Source organism: Pseudogulbenkiania sp. AW2-16 (assembly GCF_056824575.1).
This window is the reverse complement of the sequence record NZ_CP157668.1, coordinates 1,552,147-1,569,745: the sequence shown is the minus strand read 5'-3', so window position 1 is coordinate 1,569,745 and position 17,599 is coordinate 1,552,147. Positions and strand designations below refer to the sequence as shown.

Genomic DNA, 17,599 nt, shown 5'->3' with positions numbered 1-17,599 from the left:
CCGCCGTTTGACAAGCCTGTAATAGCAAAACGGCCAGCTTCGCTGGCCGTTTTGCCGTCCGGGCTACGGTTCGTCGGGCAGTTCCAGCCCGAGCTCGGCCAGCACCTCGCGCGCCGCGCGCACCGCCTCGAGCATGGCCGGGGCGCCGGCGTAGACGGCGGAATGCAGCAGCACCTCGCGCAGTTCCACCAGGCTGGCGCCGTTGTTGAGGGCGCCGCGCACGTGGCCTTTCAGCTCGTGGCTGCGCCCCAGCGCGGCCAGCATGGCGCAGGTGACCAGACTGCGCGTCTTGAGGTCGATGCCCTCGCGCTGCCAGGTGCTGCCCCAGGCGTGTTCGTTGATCCAGTCCTGCACCGGGCTCGAAAAGCCGTCGAGCTTGTCCATCGCCCGCTCGACGAAGGCTTCGCCCATCACCCGGGTACGCATCGCCCGGCCATTGTCACGGTCTTGCTCGCTCATCGCGAAGTTCTCCTTGTATATAGTGGTGCTCAGCTCTTGGCAAAACGGGTGGACAGCAGCACGCCGGCCAGGATCGCCGCGATGCCCGCCACGTGGTAGACGCGGATCGCCTCGCCGAGAAACAGCAGCGACAGCAGTGCGCCGAACGCCGGCATCAGGTGGATGAAGGTGCCGGCCCTCGCCGCGCCGACCTGGGCCACGCCGTAGTTGTAGCAGTAGTACGCCGCCACCGAGGGCAAGGTGCCGACGTAAAGGAAGGTGGCCAGGGTGGCGGCGTTGAGCGGGGTGGTGCGCCCGCTCGCCAGCTCGGCGGCGAACAGCGGCGCGATGCCGGTGAGCCCGACCGCCACCAGCACGGTGAGGATGCCGATGCGGTCGAGCCCCGCCGGCAGGCCGCGCAGCAGCAGGGTGTAGAGCGCCCAGACGACCATCGCGCCGAACACGATGGCGTCGCCATGGTTGATGTCGAGCTCCAAGAGCCGTGCCGGCTCGCCGTGCGCGACGATCGCCAGCACGCCGAGAAACGACACCGCGATGGCGCCCGCCTGGCGCAGGGTGAGCCGGAGACCGAAGCCCAGCGCGCCGAAGATCACGATCAGGATGGGGATGAAGGAATTCATCAGCACCGCGTTGGTGGCGGTGGTGCTCTGCAAACCGAGGTAAACCAGCGAGTTAAAGCCGCCCACCCCCAACAGACCGAGCAGCAGGATGCGGCGCCAGTGCGGCAGCCACAGCGCACGCTGGCTCCAGGCCGGGCGCAAACCGAATGGCAGCAGCAGCAGCAAGGCGATGCTCCAGCGCACAAAGGACAGGGTCATGGGTGCGACGCTGGCGTGCATGGCGCGTGCCAGCACGAAATTGCCGGCCCAGAACAGCGGGGCCAGCGTCAGCGACAGGTAGGCGAACGAGGGGAAGAGCGGGTGGTCATCGCATGACCATGCCATGCTCCCCCTGCGGCTGGCAAGCCCCCGTCACCGTCGGCGCTCAGACCTCTGAGCCGCGCTCGAGGAACAGTCCTTCCTGCTCGACCTTGTGCTGCCGCTCCCGGATCGCTTCGGCCAACTTCGCCAGGGGCGGCGGCAGCGTGCCGCCCTCCAGCCGCGCCAGCCGCACCGCGTCCTGCTCGGACAGGGGCTGCGCGCCGTTGGCCAGCGTCAGCGCCTCGGCCTCCATCTTCCACGGCTGCCAGGCGCAGCCGACCTGCTCCGCCACGGCGCCGACCTGCAGCGCGATGGCGATGCCGGCCGGGTCGAGGTCGCACCCCACCTGCAGCGGCAGACGCAGCAGCGCCAGCAGGTGGCCCACCGCCGTGCACCAGCGCCGGTGCGGGTAGCCCGGCACCCACACGGTGAGGAAGGGCTGCGCCGCGCGCGTCAGCCCCTCGAACACGCTCAGGTTCTGCACCACGCGCACCCCGCGCACGCTGCCCTGCAGCGCCGTCACCGCCAGCAGCGCCTCCGGCGCCAGCGCCACGCCCTGGCCCAGCAGGTTGGCCGAAGCCAACGGCTCGGCGCCGGCCACCAGCGTCAGCGGCCCGGACAGGAACAGGTGCGGGGTGTGTGCAGAGATGCCGCAGGCTTCCAGCTCGATGCCGTGGCCGGCGAGCCAGTCACGGTCGCCGGCGTTGAACGCCTTGCTGCGGCCGAAGGCGTGCTGCGAGAACTGGCGCTCGCTGCCCCACTGACCGGCGCTGAGCCGGGCGTCCAGCGCCTGCGCCAGCTTGAGGCGGCGCTCCAGCGTCGAGGTCGGTAGGCGGCTGCCCAGGCTGTCGGCAAGTCCCGCCAGCTCGGCGTTGTGCGGCTGCCAGCCGCGCCACAGCGCCACCGTCTCGGCCTGCTCGCGCGGATCGACCAGCCCGGCCAGGCTGCGCAGCCCGTACATGTCGCGCCAACTCACCCAGAACGGTTGCAGCGGCGACTGGCGCAGGCCGGCTTCGGCGTGCAGCTCGATCTCGCACCAGCCCGCCTCCAGCAGGCGGCGCAGCAGGTCTTCGGCCAACCCCGGGTTGGCCGTGGCGGCCAGCAGCGTGCTCCAGCGCACCCGGCTCGCGCGCGAGCCGAGCCGGTGCCGATCAGCAGCGCCTCCTCGGCGCCGAGCAGCACCGGGCGCGGCTCGCCGCGCGGCGTCAACAGCAGGTTGTGGCCACGCACGCCGAGCGGGGTGCGGGCGACGTGGTCGGGGTCGATCAGGGCGAGCCAGCGGGACATGGGCGATTCCGGAAACGGAGGGGTGGAAAGGAATAGACCGGGCGGGCGGCGACGGTTTCCGCCGCCCGGCAAAAAAATCGGCCGCCCCGGGCGTGGCCAGCACGCCGGGGCGCGAGCTCAGAACCTGTCACGGCGCCGGTTCCGCGCCCTCCACCCGCCGCCGCGCCTGCAGGATCGGCGGCGCCCAGGTTTCGCCCGGGCGTTTCTTGCGCGTCGCCAGGGTCAGCTCGGACGGCGCGAAGATGTTGACGTTATGGGTGTTGGGCGTGGTGATCAGGTACTGCGCCTCGGTGGCCTTGAGGAAGCCGGCGACGCGGTCGATGTTGAAGATGTCGAGGTGCGCGAACGGCTCGTCGATGAACACGAAGCCGGACGGGTTGGCCTCGTCCATCATCAGCGCGATGAGCAGGATCAGCGACTTCATCACCTGCTGGCCGCCGGACGCCTCGCCGTCGTTCATGCCCATCATGCCCTTCTGGTCGAAGTTGAACTTCAGCACCAGGCCGGCCTGCGCCAGCACCGCGTCGTCGTTGGCGAGCTGCGGCAGCTCGACCTCGACGCCGATGCCGGCCAGTTCGCCGAGCCGACGCACGTTCTGGCCGTAGGCACGCACCGTGGCGCGCAGCTTGCCGATGTAGGCGGCACGGGCGTCGTCGGTGAGCTCGCGCGAGCGGTCGACCTCGGCCTGGCGCCGGCTGCGCTCACGGTCGATCTGCGCCAGGTCGTCGACCAGCTTGTCCTTGAGCTGCAACACAGCGTCGTCGGTTTCCCACTCGCCGTTGCCCAGCCGTTCTTCCAGATAATTGAGCTGGTGGCGCGCGTCGGCGGCACCGTCGAACTCGTCTTCCAGCGCGGCGATGTGCTCCGGCGCCAGCGCGCCGTCGGGCAGCCGCGCCGCGCCCTCGCGCAGCTCGGCCAGCAGCCGGCGCAGCTGGCGGCGCGCGCCGTCCACCTCCTGGCGCTGCTGCTGGTAGGCGGCGAGGCTGTCCTGCTCGCGCTGGCACACGCGGTCGTGCGCCAGGCGGGCGTCGCCGTAGCGGGTGTCGGCGGCGCTCTTCTCGGCGGCGGCCTCGGCCAGCACGGCGCCGAGGCGGGCGATTTCCGCCTCCAGCGAAGTCTTGCGCGCTTCCAGCGCGGCGAACTCCTCGGCGCGGCCGTCGAGCTGGCGGATAGCATCCATGCCGGACAGGTAGTCGGCCGAGGCCGGCCGCCTCGCGCGTCGCCGCCACCAGTTGCTCCTCGTCGGCGAGGATCTGCACGTTGAGGCGCTTCAGCTCGTCGCGCAGCGCCAAGAGGCGCGACTGGCGCGCCGCCTCGCCGAAGGCGAAGTCGTGCGGGGCGACGCCGATGTGACGCGCGCCACGCCGTTCGCGGAAGTAGCCGTCGCGGGTGATCCAGTCGCCGTCCACCTCCGCCCCGGCACTGGCGTCCTCGACGCGCGTCACGCTGTTCATCTGGCGGTAGAGCCAGTCCGGCGCCTTGGCCGAGAAACGCACCACCTCGAGCAGGCTGCCCGGCTTGGCCGCCGGCGAGCTGGCGCGCTCCGGCACGATGAAGTGGCGGTAGCGCTGGCGCTCGCCCAGCTGCCAGGCGGCGCGGCGGTCGGCAGGGTCGTCCAGCAGCACCACGTGGCGATACGGCCGCAGCAGCGCCTCGACCGCGCCCTGCCAGCGCGCGTCGGTAACCTCGACCAGTTCGGACAACATGGCGTGGCCGATGCCGGCCTCGTCGAGCGCGGCGCGGAAGTGGCGCACCTCGTCCGGGGCACGGCCGCGTCCCAGCTCGAGCGCCTCGAGCTGCTGCGATTTGTCCTCACGCTGCTGCTTGAGCGCGCGCAGGCTGTCCTTCAGCGTGTCGGCACGGTCGCGCAGGCCGGCCAGTTGCGCCGCCAGCGCCGCCGCGTCGGCGCCGTATTCCTTACCGGCCAGCGCCTGCAGGCGGTCGCGCTCCTTGAGCTGGCCGGCCACGCCGGCATGCTCGGACTTGGCCGTCATGAAGGCGTCCTGCGCCGCCTGGCGGGCGCTTTCCGCGGCGCCGCGCGCGGCGTCGGCGGCGACCTCGGCGGCCTTGAGCCGCGCCACCAGCTCCAGCGTGTCGGCGTGCTCGCCGCGCGCCCGGTTCAGCGCGTGGTAGCCGCTGCGGTAGCCGCGCCACAGCCCGGCGAACGAGGCCTTGCCGTCGAGATAGCCCAGCACCGGCAGCGCCTCGTCGCGCAGGCGGGCGATGCTGTGCTGCAGCTGGCGCCACTCCAGGTGGCGGTTGGCGCGCGTCTTCATGGTTTCGACGCGCCCTTCCAGCAGCTCTTCCTGGCGCGTCAGCGCCTCCAGCTCCAGCTCGGTGGCGCGCTGTTCCTCGCGTGCGCGCTGGTAGTTGTCGAGCACGTCCTTGTCGCCGAAGACTTGAAAGACGAGGTCGAGCAGCTGGCGCGGGCTGTACTCGGTGAGCTTGTCGGTATCGCCCTGCTCCAGCGCCAGCACTTCGGCCACCGCCGGGGTCAGCCCGGCCGCTTCGAGACGGCGGCGGTACTCCTGCACGCCGAGCCACTGCGCCTGGCCTTCGGCCAACTCCAGCGCCACGTCGCCGTCGAGGATGGCGTAGTGGCGCACCCAGTCGCCGCCCTGCTTCTTGATGCGGCACAGCAGCGTCACGGTGTCGCTGACGATGGGGAAGAACGGCGTCGGGTAGAGGCCGCCGGAGGGGCGGCGCGGGTTGTCGACCACGCCGCGCAGGTAGGCGAAGGCCTCGCGGTTGTTGCGCACGTAGCGCTTGTAGTCGCGCTTGCCGGAGCACTTGATCGCCAGCAGCGTGCGCATCGCGTCGAGCAAGGTGGTCTTGCCCGAGCCGTTGGGGCCGATGATGGTGACGATCTGGGCGTCGAGCGGCACCGTCAGCCGCTGCCAGAAGTCCCAGTGCACCATTTCCACCGCTTTCATCTGGAACATCAGCGCGTCTCCTCTTGCTCGAACAACGGGCCGTCACCGGCCGCGGCGGGGTCTTCGGCCAACGTGTCGGCCTCAAGGTTGGCCGAAGCAGCGGATTCCAGCGCCTTGTCGGCCAGCGCCGCGCGCCCCTCGCGCTGGCGCAGCACCTCGGCTAGCGCGCCGTCGATGATGCGCGGCGCGAGCTGGGCGTAGTCGATCATCAGGTCCAAGAGCGGCCCCTCGTCCAGCCACTTGTTACGGCGCACCACGAAACCCAGGTTGACCAGCCGCCCGAGGTTGGCGTTGAAGCGGGTACGCCCCCAGCGCCTTGCCGAAATCGGCGTACAGCGCCTCCTCCGACACCCCGGTGGAGACGGCCTCGCCGGTTTCCAGCGGCTTGTGCGCGCCGAACATGTCGTGCTGGCTGTCGCGGCCAGCCTCGACGCGGGCGATCTGGCGCTCGCGCTTGGGCAGCACGATCAGCGCCCACAGAATCACCAGCAGCGCCACGCCGTCGCGCGGCAGGCCGAGGTTGTTGTTGAGCCGGGCCTCGCCCGAGCCGAACACCGGCTCGGTCATCTCCGGCAGCAGCGCCACCGCGACGTGTTCGGCGTAGGGGTTTTCCACCAGGCGCAGGCCGACGTCGGCGAGACGGCGGTCCAGCTCGCTGCGGAAGTTCTCGTCGAGCAGGGCGCGGCGCGCCAGCGCATCGGCGCGCGGCAGCACGCGCTGTGCCAACAGGCGCGCGGTGAGGGTCTTGAGTTCCAGTTCCATGGCTCAGTTCGGGGTATGGGGCCGCAGCCGCGCGTCGGACAGCGCGGCCACTTCCGGGTGATCGGGTTCGATGACGGCTTCGCCGCCGGCCAGTTGCAATGGCAGCTTGGCCAGCGCGGCGACGATGCTGGCGTCGCCGCGGCTTTCCGGGTCGCCGAGCAGCGACAGCAGCGACAACCGGTAGGCGGTCTCGTTGTAGCTGTCGGCCAGCACGGCGCGCGCGATCGGCAGCTCGGCCGCCCCGCTCTCGCCCAGCTCCAGCCCCAGTTGCAGCAACTCGTCGTACATCGCCTCGGCGGCGAACAGGCGTTCCACCTCCGGCGCGTCGGCCAGCGGCGCGGCCTCGGCGCCCGGCAGCACCGCCACGCCGGCCTTGGCGCGCTCGCGCGCCAGCAGCTCGAATTCGGCCACGTCGGCCAGCTCCGGGGTGGCGAGGAAGGCCGGCTCCGGGCAGATCGACAGGCAGCCCGACAACTGCGTCGCCAGCTGGCCGACCTGCTGACGGCGCAGCCAGTCGGCGATGTCGGTCGAGGTCAGCCCGGAGCTGCCCAGGTGCACGCGCTGCGCCGCCAGCTGCGCCAGGCGCCGCTCGAAGGTGCCGGCCAGCGCCAGCATGCGGCTTTGCGCCAGCGCGATCGCCTGCGCCTGGTTCAGCGTGGCCAGGTCCAGCGTGTCGTCGGCGGTGAGGCGGCGCACCACCTCGGTCGATTTGGCCACCCAGCGCCACACCGCGTCGAGGCGGTGCTGCGCAGCGCGGATGCGGAACTCCGACTGCGACTCCAGCGCCGCCTCGAACTCGGCGTACAGCTCGTTGAGCCGCGCCAGGAGGTGGCGTAGCGCCTCGTCCGACACCTGCCCCACCGCCTGCCCGGCGGCGACCTGGCTGGTCAGATAGCCCAGCTCCACGTCGTCGCCGGCGAAGTCGATCATGGTGGCCAGCGCCGCCAGCGCCACGCGCGCGCCCTCGGAGAGCTGGTAGCGGCCGCCGTCGGACTCCCACACCAGGAGCTCGCCCTCGCGCAGGCGCTTCAGAATGGTGTCGAGCTTAGTCGGATTGAGGTAGGCGAAGCGCTGGGCAATCTCGGCCGGGGTCCACAGCGGCGCATCGGCGCGGTTGCCCAGCTCGCGCAGCACCAAGAGGCGCAGCAGCACTTCTTCGTCGCCGCCGCGAAACAGCGTGATGAAGACGGAAAGATAGGGCCAGGCGGCGGTCAGGCGATTGACCGAGGACAGGCCGTCCGGATCGATGCCGGGCTGGAAGAAATCGGAAAGCGAGTGCACGGACAATCCGGTCATGACAAAAACCGGATTGTCCGAGCGGAGGGATTACTCGTCAACGCCCGCGGTGCGGGTGATCACGTTCTGGCGCGCCGCCTTGGCCGCGGCCTTGGCTTCGGCTTCGCGCTGTTCGGCCAACTCGGCGGCGGCGCGCTCGGCCTGCCGCACGCGCTCGATGTATTCCATCATGGCGTAGGTCACCGCCTGCGTGCCCTCGCCGGTCAGCGCCGACACGGTGAACACGCGCGGCGCTCCCATGTCAAACTCGAACTCGTCGTTGGGCTGCTGTTTCGGCCAACCGAAGGCCTCGAGGAAGGCGGCGATGCGCTCCTCGCGCTCGTCCTCCGGCAGCATGTCGACCTTGTTCAGCACCAGCCAGCGCGGCTTGTTGTACAGCTCCTCGTCGTACTTCTTCAGTTCTTCGACGATGGCATGCGCTTCGCGCACCGGGTCGACCTCGGGGTCGAACGGGGCGATGTCCACCACGTGCAGCAACAGGCCGGTGCGGGAGAGGTGCTTGAGGAAGCGGTGGCCGAGGCCGGCGCCTTCCGCCGCGCCTTCGATCAGGCCGGGAATGTCGGCGATGACGAAGCTGCGGGTATCCTTCATGCGCACCACGCCCAGGTTGGGGTGCAGCGTGGTGAACGGATAGTCCGCCACCTTGGGCTTGGCGGCGGACACCGCGCGGATGAAGGTCGACTTGCCGGCGTTGGGCATGCCCAACAGGCCGACGTCGGCCAGCACCTTCAGCTCGAGGCGCAGGTTGCGGCGCTCACCCTCCTCGCCCGGCGTGCACTGGCGCGGGGCGCGGTTGGTCGACGACTTGAAGTGGATGTTACCCAAGCCGCCCTTGCCGCCGCGCGCCAGCATCACGCGCTCGCCGTGACGCGCCAGGTCGGCCACCACCTCGTCGGTATCGGAGTCGATGATCACCGTCCCCACCGGCATTTTCAGCTCGATGTCGTCGCCGCCCTTGCCGTAGCAATCGGCGCCGTGCCCCTTCTCGCCGTGCTGCGCCAGGTATTTCTTGACGAAGCGGTACTCCACCAGGGTGTTGACGTTCTCGTCGGCCACCGCGTACACGCTGCCGCCCTTGCCGCCGTCGCCGCCATCCGGCCCGCCGAACGGCACGAACTTCTCGCGGCGGAAGCTGGCCGCGCCATTGCCGCCCTTGCCGGCGATCACTTCAATACGGGCTTCATCGATAAACTTCATGGGTCCTCCAGATAAGTCCAGTGAGGAGTCAGGCGTCAACGGCCGCGGCCAGCCGCTCACGCCTCACGCCTCGTGAAAAAACAAAAAAGCCCTATCGCCAGGATAGGGCTTTTAACCGGTAACTGACGATTACTCGCCGTCTACACCGGTGTACGGAACCACGTTCACGGTCTTGCGGCTCAGAGCACCCTTGGTGGTGAACTCTACATAACCATCGACCTTGGCGAACAGGGTGTGGTCCTTGCCCATGCCGACGTTTTCGCCAGCGTGGAACTTGGTGCCGCGCTGACGCACGATGATGGAACCGGCCGGAATCAGTTCGCTGCCGTAAACCTTAACGCCCAGGCGTTTGGCTTCGGAGTCACGACCGTTGCGGGAGCTACCGCCTGCTTTCTTGTGTGCCATGACTGTTTACTCCTTACTTGGAAATCTCGTCGATGCGGATTTCGGTGTAGTTCTGACGGTGACCCTGGTGTTTCTGGTAGTGCTTACGACGACGCATCTTGAAGATGCGAATCTTCTCGCCACGGCCATGAGCGACCACGGTCGCCTTCACGGTCGCGCCAGCAACGCGCGGAGTGCCCACAACAACCTGTTCACCGTCAGCAATCATCAGCACTTCTTCAAGTACGATTTGGCTGTCGACGTCTGCAGGTATCTGTTCTACTTTAAGTTTTTCGCCGACGGCAACTTTGTACTGCTTGCCACCAGTTTTTACGACCGCATACATTCGCTTAGCTCCTGAATAGGGAATCCAAATTCCTGCACCAGGCACGCCCGACACAGGAAGCCGGGAATCATACTTAAGTCACTGAAACATGTCAATTTTTTTACCCGCACTACACCATGCGAGTGGTGCATGGCGGGAACAGGGGCTTTTCTGGTAACATCGGCCGGGATTTTCGGCCAACGAGCCTGTCCCAGTTGTAGGCGAGCGAGCCAAAGCAGGTTGAGTGCCGCCAGAGCACAGGAAGCGGAATGTACAGACCGTGCATGAGCATTCCGGGCACTGCCGGCGCTCACGATGCAAAGGCGCAGCCGCCTAATCGAATGGGCTCCAAGTACAACATAAACAACCGGTTTACCATCGTGTCCACCACCCCGCTCTTCCGCTCCCTGCTCGCCGACGACATGCAAACGGTCGACCGCGTCATCCGTGCCCGCCTGCACTCCGACGTCGTCCTGATCCGCCAGGTGGCGGAATACATCATCTCCGCCGGCGGCAAGCGCCTGCGCCCGGTGCTCACCCTGCTTGCCGGCAAGGCGCTGGACTATCGCGGCGAGCACCTGCACGAACTGGCGGCGATGATCGAATTCATCCACACCGCCACGCTGCTGCACGACGACGTGGTGGACGAATCCGAACTGCGCCGCGGCCGCGAAACCGCCAACGCGCTGTTCGGCAACGCCGCCAGCGTGCTGGTCGGCGACTTCCTCTACACCCGCGCCTTCCAGATGATGGTCACCACGCGCAACATGGCCATCCTCGAAGTGATGGCCGAAGCCACCAACATCATCGCCGAAGGCGAGGTGCTGCAGCTTCTCAACATCGGCAACACCGACGTCACCGAGGCGCAGTACCTGCAGGTGATCCAGTACAAGACCGCCAAGCTGTTCGAAGCCGCGAGCCGCGTCGGCGCGCTGATCGCCGCCGCCTCGCCGGAGCAGGAGAAGGCGCTGGCCGACTACGGCATGCACCTGGGCACCGCGTTCCAGATCATCGACGACGTGCTCGACTACTCCGGCGACGCCGAGACCATCGGCAAGAGCCTGGGCGACGACCTGGCCGAAGGCAAGCCGACGCTGCCCCTGATCCACACCATGCGCCACGGCAGCCCGGAAGCCGCCACCACCGTGCGCGACGCCATCGAGAATGCCCGTGGCGACCGTTTCCACGAGGTACTGGCTGCGGTACAATCCTGCGGCGCGCTGGACTACGCCAAGAGCGAAGCGGTGCGTGCCGCCGAGCAGGCGGTCGCCGCCATCGCCGGCCTGCCGGACAGCCCCAGCAAGCAGGCGCTGGTCGAACTGGCCCGGCTCTCGGTCGAACGCAACAGCTGACCCCGTTTTCAGGCCGTCCCTGTAGTTAAATGGATATAACAGCCCCCTCCTAAGGGGCAGTTCCAGGTTCGATTCCTGGTGGGGGCGCCAAACCACTTTCCCAAGCAGTCCGAAACATACCGCCAAACCCGCACAGCACAAGGCTCTGCGGGTTTTTTCATGTCCTAACCGTTCCGACCGATACCAACAGAAGCCGTCATTTTGTGTTGGTATATTTGTTGGTATCTGGTAAAAATGACAATGTAGATACCAACAGATACCAACGGGAGCGATACCAACATGCCGCTGACCGACGCCACCATCAAGAACGCCAAGCCGCGCACAGACGGGAAACCCGACAAGCTGGCCGATGGCGACAGCCTGTTCCTATGGGTGATGCCCAACGGCGCCAAGTACTGGCGCATGGCCTACCGCTACGCCGGCAAGCAAAAGACGCTGGCCTGTGGCGTGTACCCGGAAACCTCTCTCAAAGAGGCCAGGACCAAGCGCGATGCCGCCCGCAAGCTGCTGGCCGATGGCATCGACCCCGGCGAACAGCGCAAGGCCGAGAAGGTCAGCGCCCGCGTAGCCGCCGGCAATACCTTCGAGGCCATCGCCCTGGAGTGGCACGACAAGGAAAGTCACGAATGGTCGGCGGTGCACAGTGAGCGCGTCATGTCCGCCATGAAGCAGCACCTGTTCCCGTTTATTGGCCATCGCCCGGTAGCGGAGATTCTGCCGCTCGAGCTGCTGGACGTGCTACGCAAGGTCGAGCGGGCCGGCAACATCGACACCTGCAAGCGGCTGCGCCAGCGCTGTTCCGCCGTGTTCCGCTTGGGTATTCTCACCGGACGCTGCACCACAGACCCCGCCGCCGCGCTGGTGGACGCGCTCAAGACGCCCCAGACAGAGCCGCGCAAGGCGCTCAAGCGCGAGGACATCCCCGACTTCCTGGACGCCCTGGCCAAATACGACGGCACCCTACAGACCAAGCTCATGATGGAGCTGCTGTTGCTGACCTTTACCCGCGTCGGAGAGATGGCCACCGCCAGGTGGGAGGAAATCGACTTTGACGGCGCTCTGTGGACGATCCCGCCCGAACATCGCAAGCTGACCGAGAAGGCGAAGAAAACCGCCCCGCCACACCTGGTACCCTTGTCACAACAGGCCCTGTTCATCTTCCGACAGTTACAGATGATCAGCGGCGGACGCGAGCATGTTTTCCCGAACCGTAACGACCTGAACCGCCCTATGTCGCCGGAAACGCTGCGCCGTGCGCTGCATCGCATGGGCTACCGGGGCAAAGCCGACGTACACGGCTTCCGTTCGACCGCCTCGACCATCCTGAATGAAACCGGCTTCAACCCGGATGCCATCGAGCGCCAGCTATCTCACGCCGAAGGTAACAAGGTGCGCGCAGCCTACAACCGTGCCGAGTACATGGAGGAACGCCGCACCATGTTGCAATGGTGGGGAGACTACATTGACAGCATCAAGGCAGGCGGCAAAGTGATTCCGTTCCCGACCAAGGCCGCCTGACACACCATCTTTGCCGCACCTACTCCGACCGGAGGAAAACCGGGATACCCTGCCCGGCTGGTATGGCGATCTATTTACAAGGGTGCTGAGGGGGTGCGATGGAGAATCCAAAGAATGACGTTATCAAACATCCGAACTTGCCCAAGCTAAAAGACGATAATCTGCCGCCAAAGGCTTATTACCGCCTAGACGAAGCGGCTGAAATCATGGAATGTAACGTAACCGACCTAATTCACTACGGAGCCATTGGAAAACTGGAACTGGTAACGCCGAGACCATCAGGTTTGAACGTCATCCCAAGAAACATTTCTACCGGTGAGACCGACGTACCTTTTATTAACCCCAATCTACTGGTACTAGATAGTCACGACTGCATGGATATTGATCTGAATGGGCGAACAACCATATCAACCTTCCGTTCAGGTTACGAGTTTTGGACTGATGTACCTGAAAAATCATTTGCATATACGCAAACCATTAATGCCAATGACATAAACGAAGCTTTCCGCTGGGTTTCACCCTGGCCAAGGACTGGCGCTCCGATCAGATAGAAAGCATTACTATCAGTCCTGAGCAGCTTCTTCTCATTGCGTTCGAATTACACCGCTTCAAGACTGGTGCGCAGCCTACGATGGGTGAAGCCCCACCAAAGGAGCGGCAAATACCCCCTCAGTTCAATAAATCCGAAAAACTCACAGTACTCAACCACACTTTTACTAAGTATTGGGGCAATGCCGACCCCCTTGACCGCACGAGCCATCCCGACAATAGGGTCGTTGAAATTTGGCTGATAGCGCATGGTTATAGCGATAGCCTTGCCAGAAAGGCCGCTTCAATCATCCGCCCTGAATGGGCTGGGACCGGGCGCAAGCCCGAGAAATAGGGACACCAGAAAAGCTTTGCCGGACGGGATTTTCCGAATAGGGACACCCTTTCGAGAAAACCCCTTTCCGTTTTTTTCCGATTCCATTCCACCACCATTCAGCCATCGAAACCGCAACAGCCCGTGGAGGGCAGACGATGGCCGCACTCAACCAACAGCATCACACAATCCTGCGCCGTAAAGACGTGGAAGTCCGTACCGGGCTTTCTCGCACCACGATCTACGACAAGCTCAACCCCAAGTCGCCTCGCTACGACCCGACGTTCCCGAAGCAGATCAGCTTGGGGGCGGAGTCTGTCGGCTGGATCGAGTCCGAGCTAAATGCCTGGATCGAATCACGCATCGCCGCCAGCCGGCACGCGGCGTAAGGGGGCGAGCGATGAAAAAGAAAAACGCCCGCCCCGCCGAAGCAGTAACGAGCGCCAACACATGGCCCCATCGTAGCACCGCCACGCCGCCCGCCGTCAGCGGCCAATGCGCCGAGGTGCTCGCCATCCTTCGTGAACGTCCCACATACAACGTCGAATTGAAGATGGAATACGGCATCACCGAGTCTGCCGCACGAGTATTTGAGTTGATCGGACAGGGCTTCAACATCGTCACCATGATTGAGCCGGAAATTACCTACAAAGGCCGTGTACGCCGCCGAGTCGCCCGCTACACGCTGCGCACGCCGGCATGGCCGCGCCCTGGCTTTCTGACCGACGAGGGGGATGCCCACGCACACAAACAAAAACCGCTCACCGACAAAACCGGGAGCGGCAGCAAGTCCACACAGGAGAGGAGGAGACAACTGCTTTCAGTATTAGCTCCGGTTTCCAGTTTCGCTAGTCATATCGGCCAACTGGCAGCCATCCGCCTGCTCTACGCGCTGCGCTGGCACCTGGGCGCCTACGACACCAGCGAGGACAGCCAAGAGCCCGCCGTGGCGTTTCTGGACGGCTTCTGCGACGTGTTCGCCAGCCAGATCGACGAAGCCATGCAGCGATCAGGGCCGGACGCCGTGCCGGCGCTGTACCACGCCATTGCCCGTGACACGTCCGACCTGATCCAGCGCCTCGACCGCTGACCCCCACTGACAAATGAGAATCTAAGGCCGCTCCCCAAGGCCGAGAATGGGCAAACGGGAGCGGCACGTTCGGAGAACATGAATCATGTCTCGAATCGACCTTCAAGCAGTGCGCCGCGCCGCCTTCGGGCGCTGGCCTGACCTCCTCGCCGCACTCGGCATCCCCGGCGAGGTGCTGAGCAAGAAGCGCAACCAACCCTGCCCGGCGTGCGGTGGCACCGACCGTTTCCAGTTCATCGACAAGGGCCAGGGCCGTTTCGTCTGCCGCGCCCTGGAGGGCCAAGGGGGCGACGGCTTCACCCTGGCCATGCACTGGCTCAATGCCGACTTCCCGACCGCGCTGCGGGCCGTGGCGGGGGCACTGGGCATGGAGTGCGGCACCACCCCACCAGCCAGAACCGCGCTCGCCCCCGTTACTGCGCCGGCACCCCGCGACGACAGCGCCAAGCTGCGCCGCCTGTGGGGCCAAGCCCAGCCGATCCAGCACGGCGATCCGGTAGACCGCTACCTGGCCGGGCGCGGGCTGGTGCTGGGAAGCTACCCCGCCGCGCTGCGCCACCACCCCGCCTTGCCCTACTGGTGCGAGGTAGACGGCCAGGCGGTGCGGCTGGGCACCTTCCCCGTCATGCTCGCCGCCGTCACCTCGCCGGCTGGTGAACTGGTTGGCCTACATCGCACCTACCTGACGCCCGAGGGCCAGAAAGCCCATCCCATGCATCCGGCGACCGGCGAAGCCCTGGACGTGAAAAAGCTGCTCACCGCCTTCGACGGCGCGACCAAGGGGGCGGCCATCCGGCTGTACCCGCCGCACCATGGCGAGCTGGCCGTGTGTGAGGGCATCGAAACCGGCTTGGCCGTCTGGCTGGGTTCCGGCCTGCCGGTATGGCCGTGCGTATCGGCATGGGGGCTGGAACACGCCCAACTGCCCGAGTCCGTCAGCGACGCGCACATCATGGGCGACAACGACGTGAGCGGCACCGGCCAGCGTGCGGCCCAGCGCCTGGCGCAAAGGTTGGCCGAAGAAGGCCGCCGCGTGCGCGTCCACATCCCCACCACGCCCGGCACCGACTGGCTGGACGTGTACCAAGCCCGAGAACAGGAGGCCGCATGAGTGCCGCCCACGACTTTGACCGACTGAGCCAGGCCGGTGACGCCGCACCGGTAGACCCCCTGCAACTCGAAACCGAGGACGAGCTGATAGAACGCCTGGCCGGGCTGTCGGTGCTGGCCTACGAGCGCACCAAGAAGGCCGCCGCCGAACGGCTGGGGCTGGATCTATCCGGACTTAAGCGCGTGGTGGACGAACAGCGCAAGCGCAGCCAGGCCGCCAACGACGAGGACGCCGCCGGGCGGGGAATGCTGTTCGAGGACATCGAGCCGTGGCCGGAAGCGCTGGACGGCTCCATGCTGCTGGACGATCTGACCGCCGCCGTGCGCTGCTATGTGATCTGCCAGCCGGAAACCGCCCAGGCCGCCGCCTTGTGGGCCTGCATGACCTGGCTCATCGACGTGGTAAACGTGGCGCCGATTGCCAACATCACCGCGCCGGAGCGCAACTGCGGCAAGTCGGTGATGCTGTCCACGCTGGCCAAGCTCGCCAAGCGCCCGCTGATGGCCTCGAACATCACCCCCGCCGCCCTGTTCCGCGCCGTCGAGCAGTGGCAGCCGACCTTGTTCATCGACGAGGCCGACGCCTTTGCCGACGACAACGAGGAGCTGCGCGGCCTCATCAACTCCGGCCACACCCGCGAAACCGCCTTCGTGGTGCGCGTGGTGGGCGACGACCACGAGCCGCGCATGTTCACCACCTGGAGCGCCAAGGCGATGGCCGGCATCGGCAAGCGGGCCGGCACCATCGAGAGCCGGGCCAATCCGCTACGCCTGCGCCGCAAGCTGCCGCATGAGAGCACCGCCCGGCTTCGCTCGGCGGACGCTGACGAACTGTTTGCCACCCTGCGCCGCCAGGTGATGCGCTGGGCCACCGACAACGCCAGCAGGATGGCACGCCACGTTCCCGCTATGCCCGAGGCGCTACAGAACCGCAACGCCGACAACTGGGAGCCGCTGCTGTCCATTGCCGACTTGGCCGGGGGGCATTGGCCGGCGACGGCTCGCCATGCCGCACTGACGCTCTCGGGTGTGGAAGATGCGCCGAGCGTGGATCAGGAGCTGTTGGGCGACATCCGGGAGGTGTTCGAGGTCAGAGGCGTGGCGCGGCTGTTCACCGCCGATCTGCTCGCCGCTCTGCTGGAAGATGAAGAAAAGTCGTGGGCCACCTACAACCGGGGCCGCCCAATGAGCGCCAAGCAACTAGCGAACCGGCTGAAGGGCTACGGCATCAAAGGCGGCACCGTTCGCACCCATCACGAGACGCGCAAGGGCTACAAGCTGGAGGACTTCGAGGACGCTTTTGCGCGTTACCTAGCCACACCCGCCGTTTTATCCGTCACACCGTCACAACCCAATAACTACGCGGGTTTCGGTGTGACGGGAGAGGATGCGGCAAGCGTCACACGTCACACTGCCGTCACGCGCAAACCCGCGCCGGATAAGGCTTGTGACGTTGTGACGGGAGAAATCCCCGTATCGGCGCAATCCGACGCTGAATGGCTGTCCGACTACGCCACTGCCGAAGCGAAAGAGGAGCGGTTCTAATGAGCATCACACTCCCCGCCGCCACCCTGTTGCGTGAACTGGCCGCCGCTGGTGTAGAGCTGTCGCTGATGGATGGCGACACGATCAAGGCGCGAGGCAACCCGGCAGGCATCGACCGGCACCGCGACCAGATCAAGACCAACAAGCCCGCCCTGCTGGCTTACCTGAAGCAGCAACACCAGCAGGTTGGGCCGCGCCCAGTGGCCGACCTGACTGCCGCTGTCACCACAACCGCTGTGCTCAAGCAGCCGCTGCTCGACCGTAGCCTCGCCCCCACCCACCGCACCACCGCCCCGCTACTGTTCCACCAGCCGGGCAAGGGGCCATTCCTGATTGGTACCGGCGAGCTGGTGCACGTGTTCCCGTCCCTGTTCGCCGCCAAGGCTGCCGGCCTGCCTGCCGAGGTGTGGCAGGCGCTGGGCGAATGGGCGGCACAGAAGAACACCGAGAAGGGCTATCGGCTGGTATGGATAGAAGGCGATCTACGCGGCGTGCATCCTGACCATCTGGAGGAGCTGGACCAATGAGAGGTACTGCCAACATCCATGTAACGCGGGCG

18 protein-coding genes and 1 tRNA gene are annotated in these 17,599 nt (G+C 66.4%); 9 read left to right on the top strand and 10 right to left on the bottom strand.

The window, feature by feature from the left end; genetic code table 11:
- Positions 1-63: 63 nt before the first annotated feature.
- The 10 genes from ABKF58_RS07565 to rplU form a co-directional block, all read right to left on the bottom strand.
- Positions 64-459 (bottom strand): carboxymuconolactone decarboxylase family protein, encoded by a 396-nt coding sequence (locus ABKF58_RS07565; RefSeq protein WP_482584016.1) that lies wholly within the window; start codon positions 457-459, stop codon positions 64-66.
- Between the two features lie 29 nt (positions 460-488).
- Positions 489-1,403 carry a DMT family transporter gene (locus ABKF58_RS07560; RefSeq protein ID WP_482584015.1) on the bottom strand — a complete coding sequence of 305 codons (915 nt, stop codon included), beginning with the start codon at positions 1,401-1,403 and terminating at the stop codon, positions 489-491.
- Between the two features lie 40 nt (positions 1,404-1,443).
- A complete protein-coding gene (locus ABKF58_RS07555) occupies positions 1,444-2,499 on the bottom strand; it encodes a DUF2399 domain-containing protein (RefSeq protein ID WP_482584014.1) in 1,056 nt (351 codons plus the stop codon).
- 868 nt (positions 2,500-3,367) lie between these two features.
- On the bottom strand, positions 3,368-5,608 hold the full coding sequence (locus ABKF58_RS07550) for an ATP-binding protein (RefSeq protein ID WP_482584013.1): 2,241 nt from the start codon (positions 5,606-5,608) through the stop codon (positions 3,368-3,370).
- Positions 5,608-5,853: a hypothetical protein gene (locus ABKF58_RS07545; protein WP_482584012.1), complete on the bottom strand. Its 246-nt coding sequence runs from the start codon at positions 5,851-5,853 to the stop codon at positions 5,608-5,610. The genes ABKF58_RS07550 and ABKF58_RS07545 overlap by 1 nt, the downstream gene beginning before the upstream one ends.
- Positions 5,843-6,361, bottom strand: a complete 519-nt coding sequence (locus ABKF58_RS07540) for a hypothetical protein (RefSeq protein WP_482584011.1) — start codon at positions 6,359-6,361, stop codon at positions 5,843-5,845. Before ABKF58_RS07540 ends, ABKF58_RS07545 begins: the two co-directional genes overlap by 11 nt.
- 3 nt (positions 6,362-6,364) lie before the next feature.
- Positions 6,365-7,657 (bottom strand): hypothetical protein, encoded by a 1,293-nt coding sequence (locus tag ABKF58_RS07535; RefSeq protein WP_482584010.1) that lies wholly within the window; start codon positions 7,655-7,657, stop codon positions 6,365-6,367.
- A 30-nt stretch (positions 7,658-7,687) separates the two neighbouring features.
- Positions 7,688-8,854 (bottom strand): GTPase ObgE, encoded by a 1,167-nt coding sequence (gene obgE / locus ABKF58_RS07530; RefSeq protein WP_482584009.1) that lies wholly within the window; start codon positions 8,852-8,854, stop codon positions 7,688-7,690.
- A gap of 129 nt (positions 8,855-8,983) precedes the next feature.
- A complete protein-coding gene (gene rpmA / locus ABKF58_RS07525; RefSeq protein WP_008952322.1) occupies positions 8,984-9,259 on the bottom strand; it encodes a 50S ribosomal protein L27 in 276 nt (91 codons plus the stop codon).
- A 13-nt stretch (positions 9,260-9,272) separates the two neighbouring features.
- Entirely contained in the window at positions 9,273-9,584 is a 312-nt protein-coding gene (gene rplU, locus ABKF58_RS07520; protein ID WP_008952321.1) for a 50S ribosomal protein L21, read from the bottom strand.
- A gap of 356 nt (positions 9,585-9,940) precedes the next feature.
- Here rplU and ispB point away from each other — a divergent pair, with 356 nt between their 5' ends.
- From ispB to ABKF58_RS07475, 9 genes are all read left to right on the top strand, one after another.
- Positions 9,941-10,915 carry an octaprenyl diphosphate synthase gene (ispB, locus tag ABKF58_RS07515; protein WP_040652251.1) on the top strand — a complete coding sequence of 325 codons (975 nt, stop codon included), beginning with the start codon at positions 9,941-9,943 and terminating at the stop codon, positions 10,913-10,915.
- A gap of 15 nt (positions 10,916-10,930) precedes the next feature.
- A tRNA-Arg gene (locus tag ABKF58_RS07510) sits at positions 10,931-11,005 on the top strand.
- A gap of 189 nt (positions 11,006-11,194) precedes the next feature.
- On the top strand, positions 11,195-12,433 hold the full coding sequence (locus ABKF58_RS07505) for a tyrosine-type recombinase/integrase (RefSeq protein ID WP_482584008.1): 1,239 nt from the start codon (positions 11,195-11,197) through the stop codon (positions 12,431-12,433).
- A gap of 98 nt (positions 12,434-12,531) precedes the next feature.
- Positions 12,532-12,984, top strand: a complete 453-nt coding sequence (locus ABKF58_RS07500) for a hypothetical protein (RefSeq protein WP_482584007.1) — start codon at positions 12,532-12,534, stop codon at positions 12,982-12,984.
- A gap of 469 nt (positions 12,985-13,453) precedes the next feature.
- Positions 13,454-13,684: a helix-turn-helix transcriptional regulator gene (locus ABKF58_RS07495; RefSeq protein WP_482584006.1), complete on the top strand. Its 231-nt coding sequence runs from the start codon at positions 13,454-13,456 to the stop codon at positions 13,682-13,684.
- 11 nt (positions 13,685-13,695) lie between these two features.
- Entirely contained in the window at positions 13,696-14,385 is a 690-nt protein-coding gene (locus ABKF58_RS07490) for a helix-turn-helix domain-containing protein (protein WP_482584005.1), read from the top strand.
- A gap of 85 nt (positions 14,386-14,470) precedes the next feature.
- The gene (locus tag ABKF58_RS07485; RefSeq protein ID WP_482584004.1) at positions 14,471-15,496 is read left to right on the top strand and encodes a DUF7146 domain-containing protein; all 1,026 of its coding nucleotides are present in this window, start codon (positions 14,471-14,473) and stop codon (positions 15,494-15,496) included.
- A complete protein-coding gene (locus ABKF58_RS07480) occupies positions 15,493-17,040 on the top strand; it encodes a DUF3631 domain-containing protein (RefSeq protein ID WP_482584003.1) in 1,548 nt (515 codons plus the stop codon). The genes ABKF58_RS07485 and ABKF58_RS07480 overlap by 4 nt, the downstream gene beginning before the upstream one ends.
- The gene (locus ABKF58_RS07475) at positions 17,040-17,567 is read left to right on the top strand and encodes a hypothetical protein (protein WP_482584002.1); all 528 of its coding nucleotides are present in this window, start codon (positions 17,040-17,042) and stop codon (positions 17,565-17,567) included. The genes ABKF58_RS07480 and ABKF58_RS07475 overlap by 1 nt, the downstream gene beginning before the upstream one ends.
- Positions 17,568-17,599: the final 32 nt, after the last annotated feature.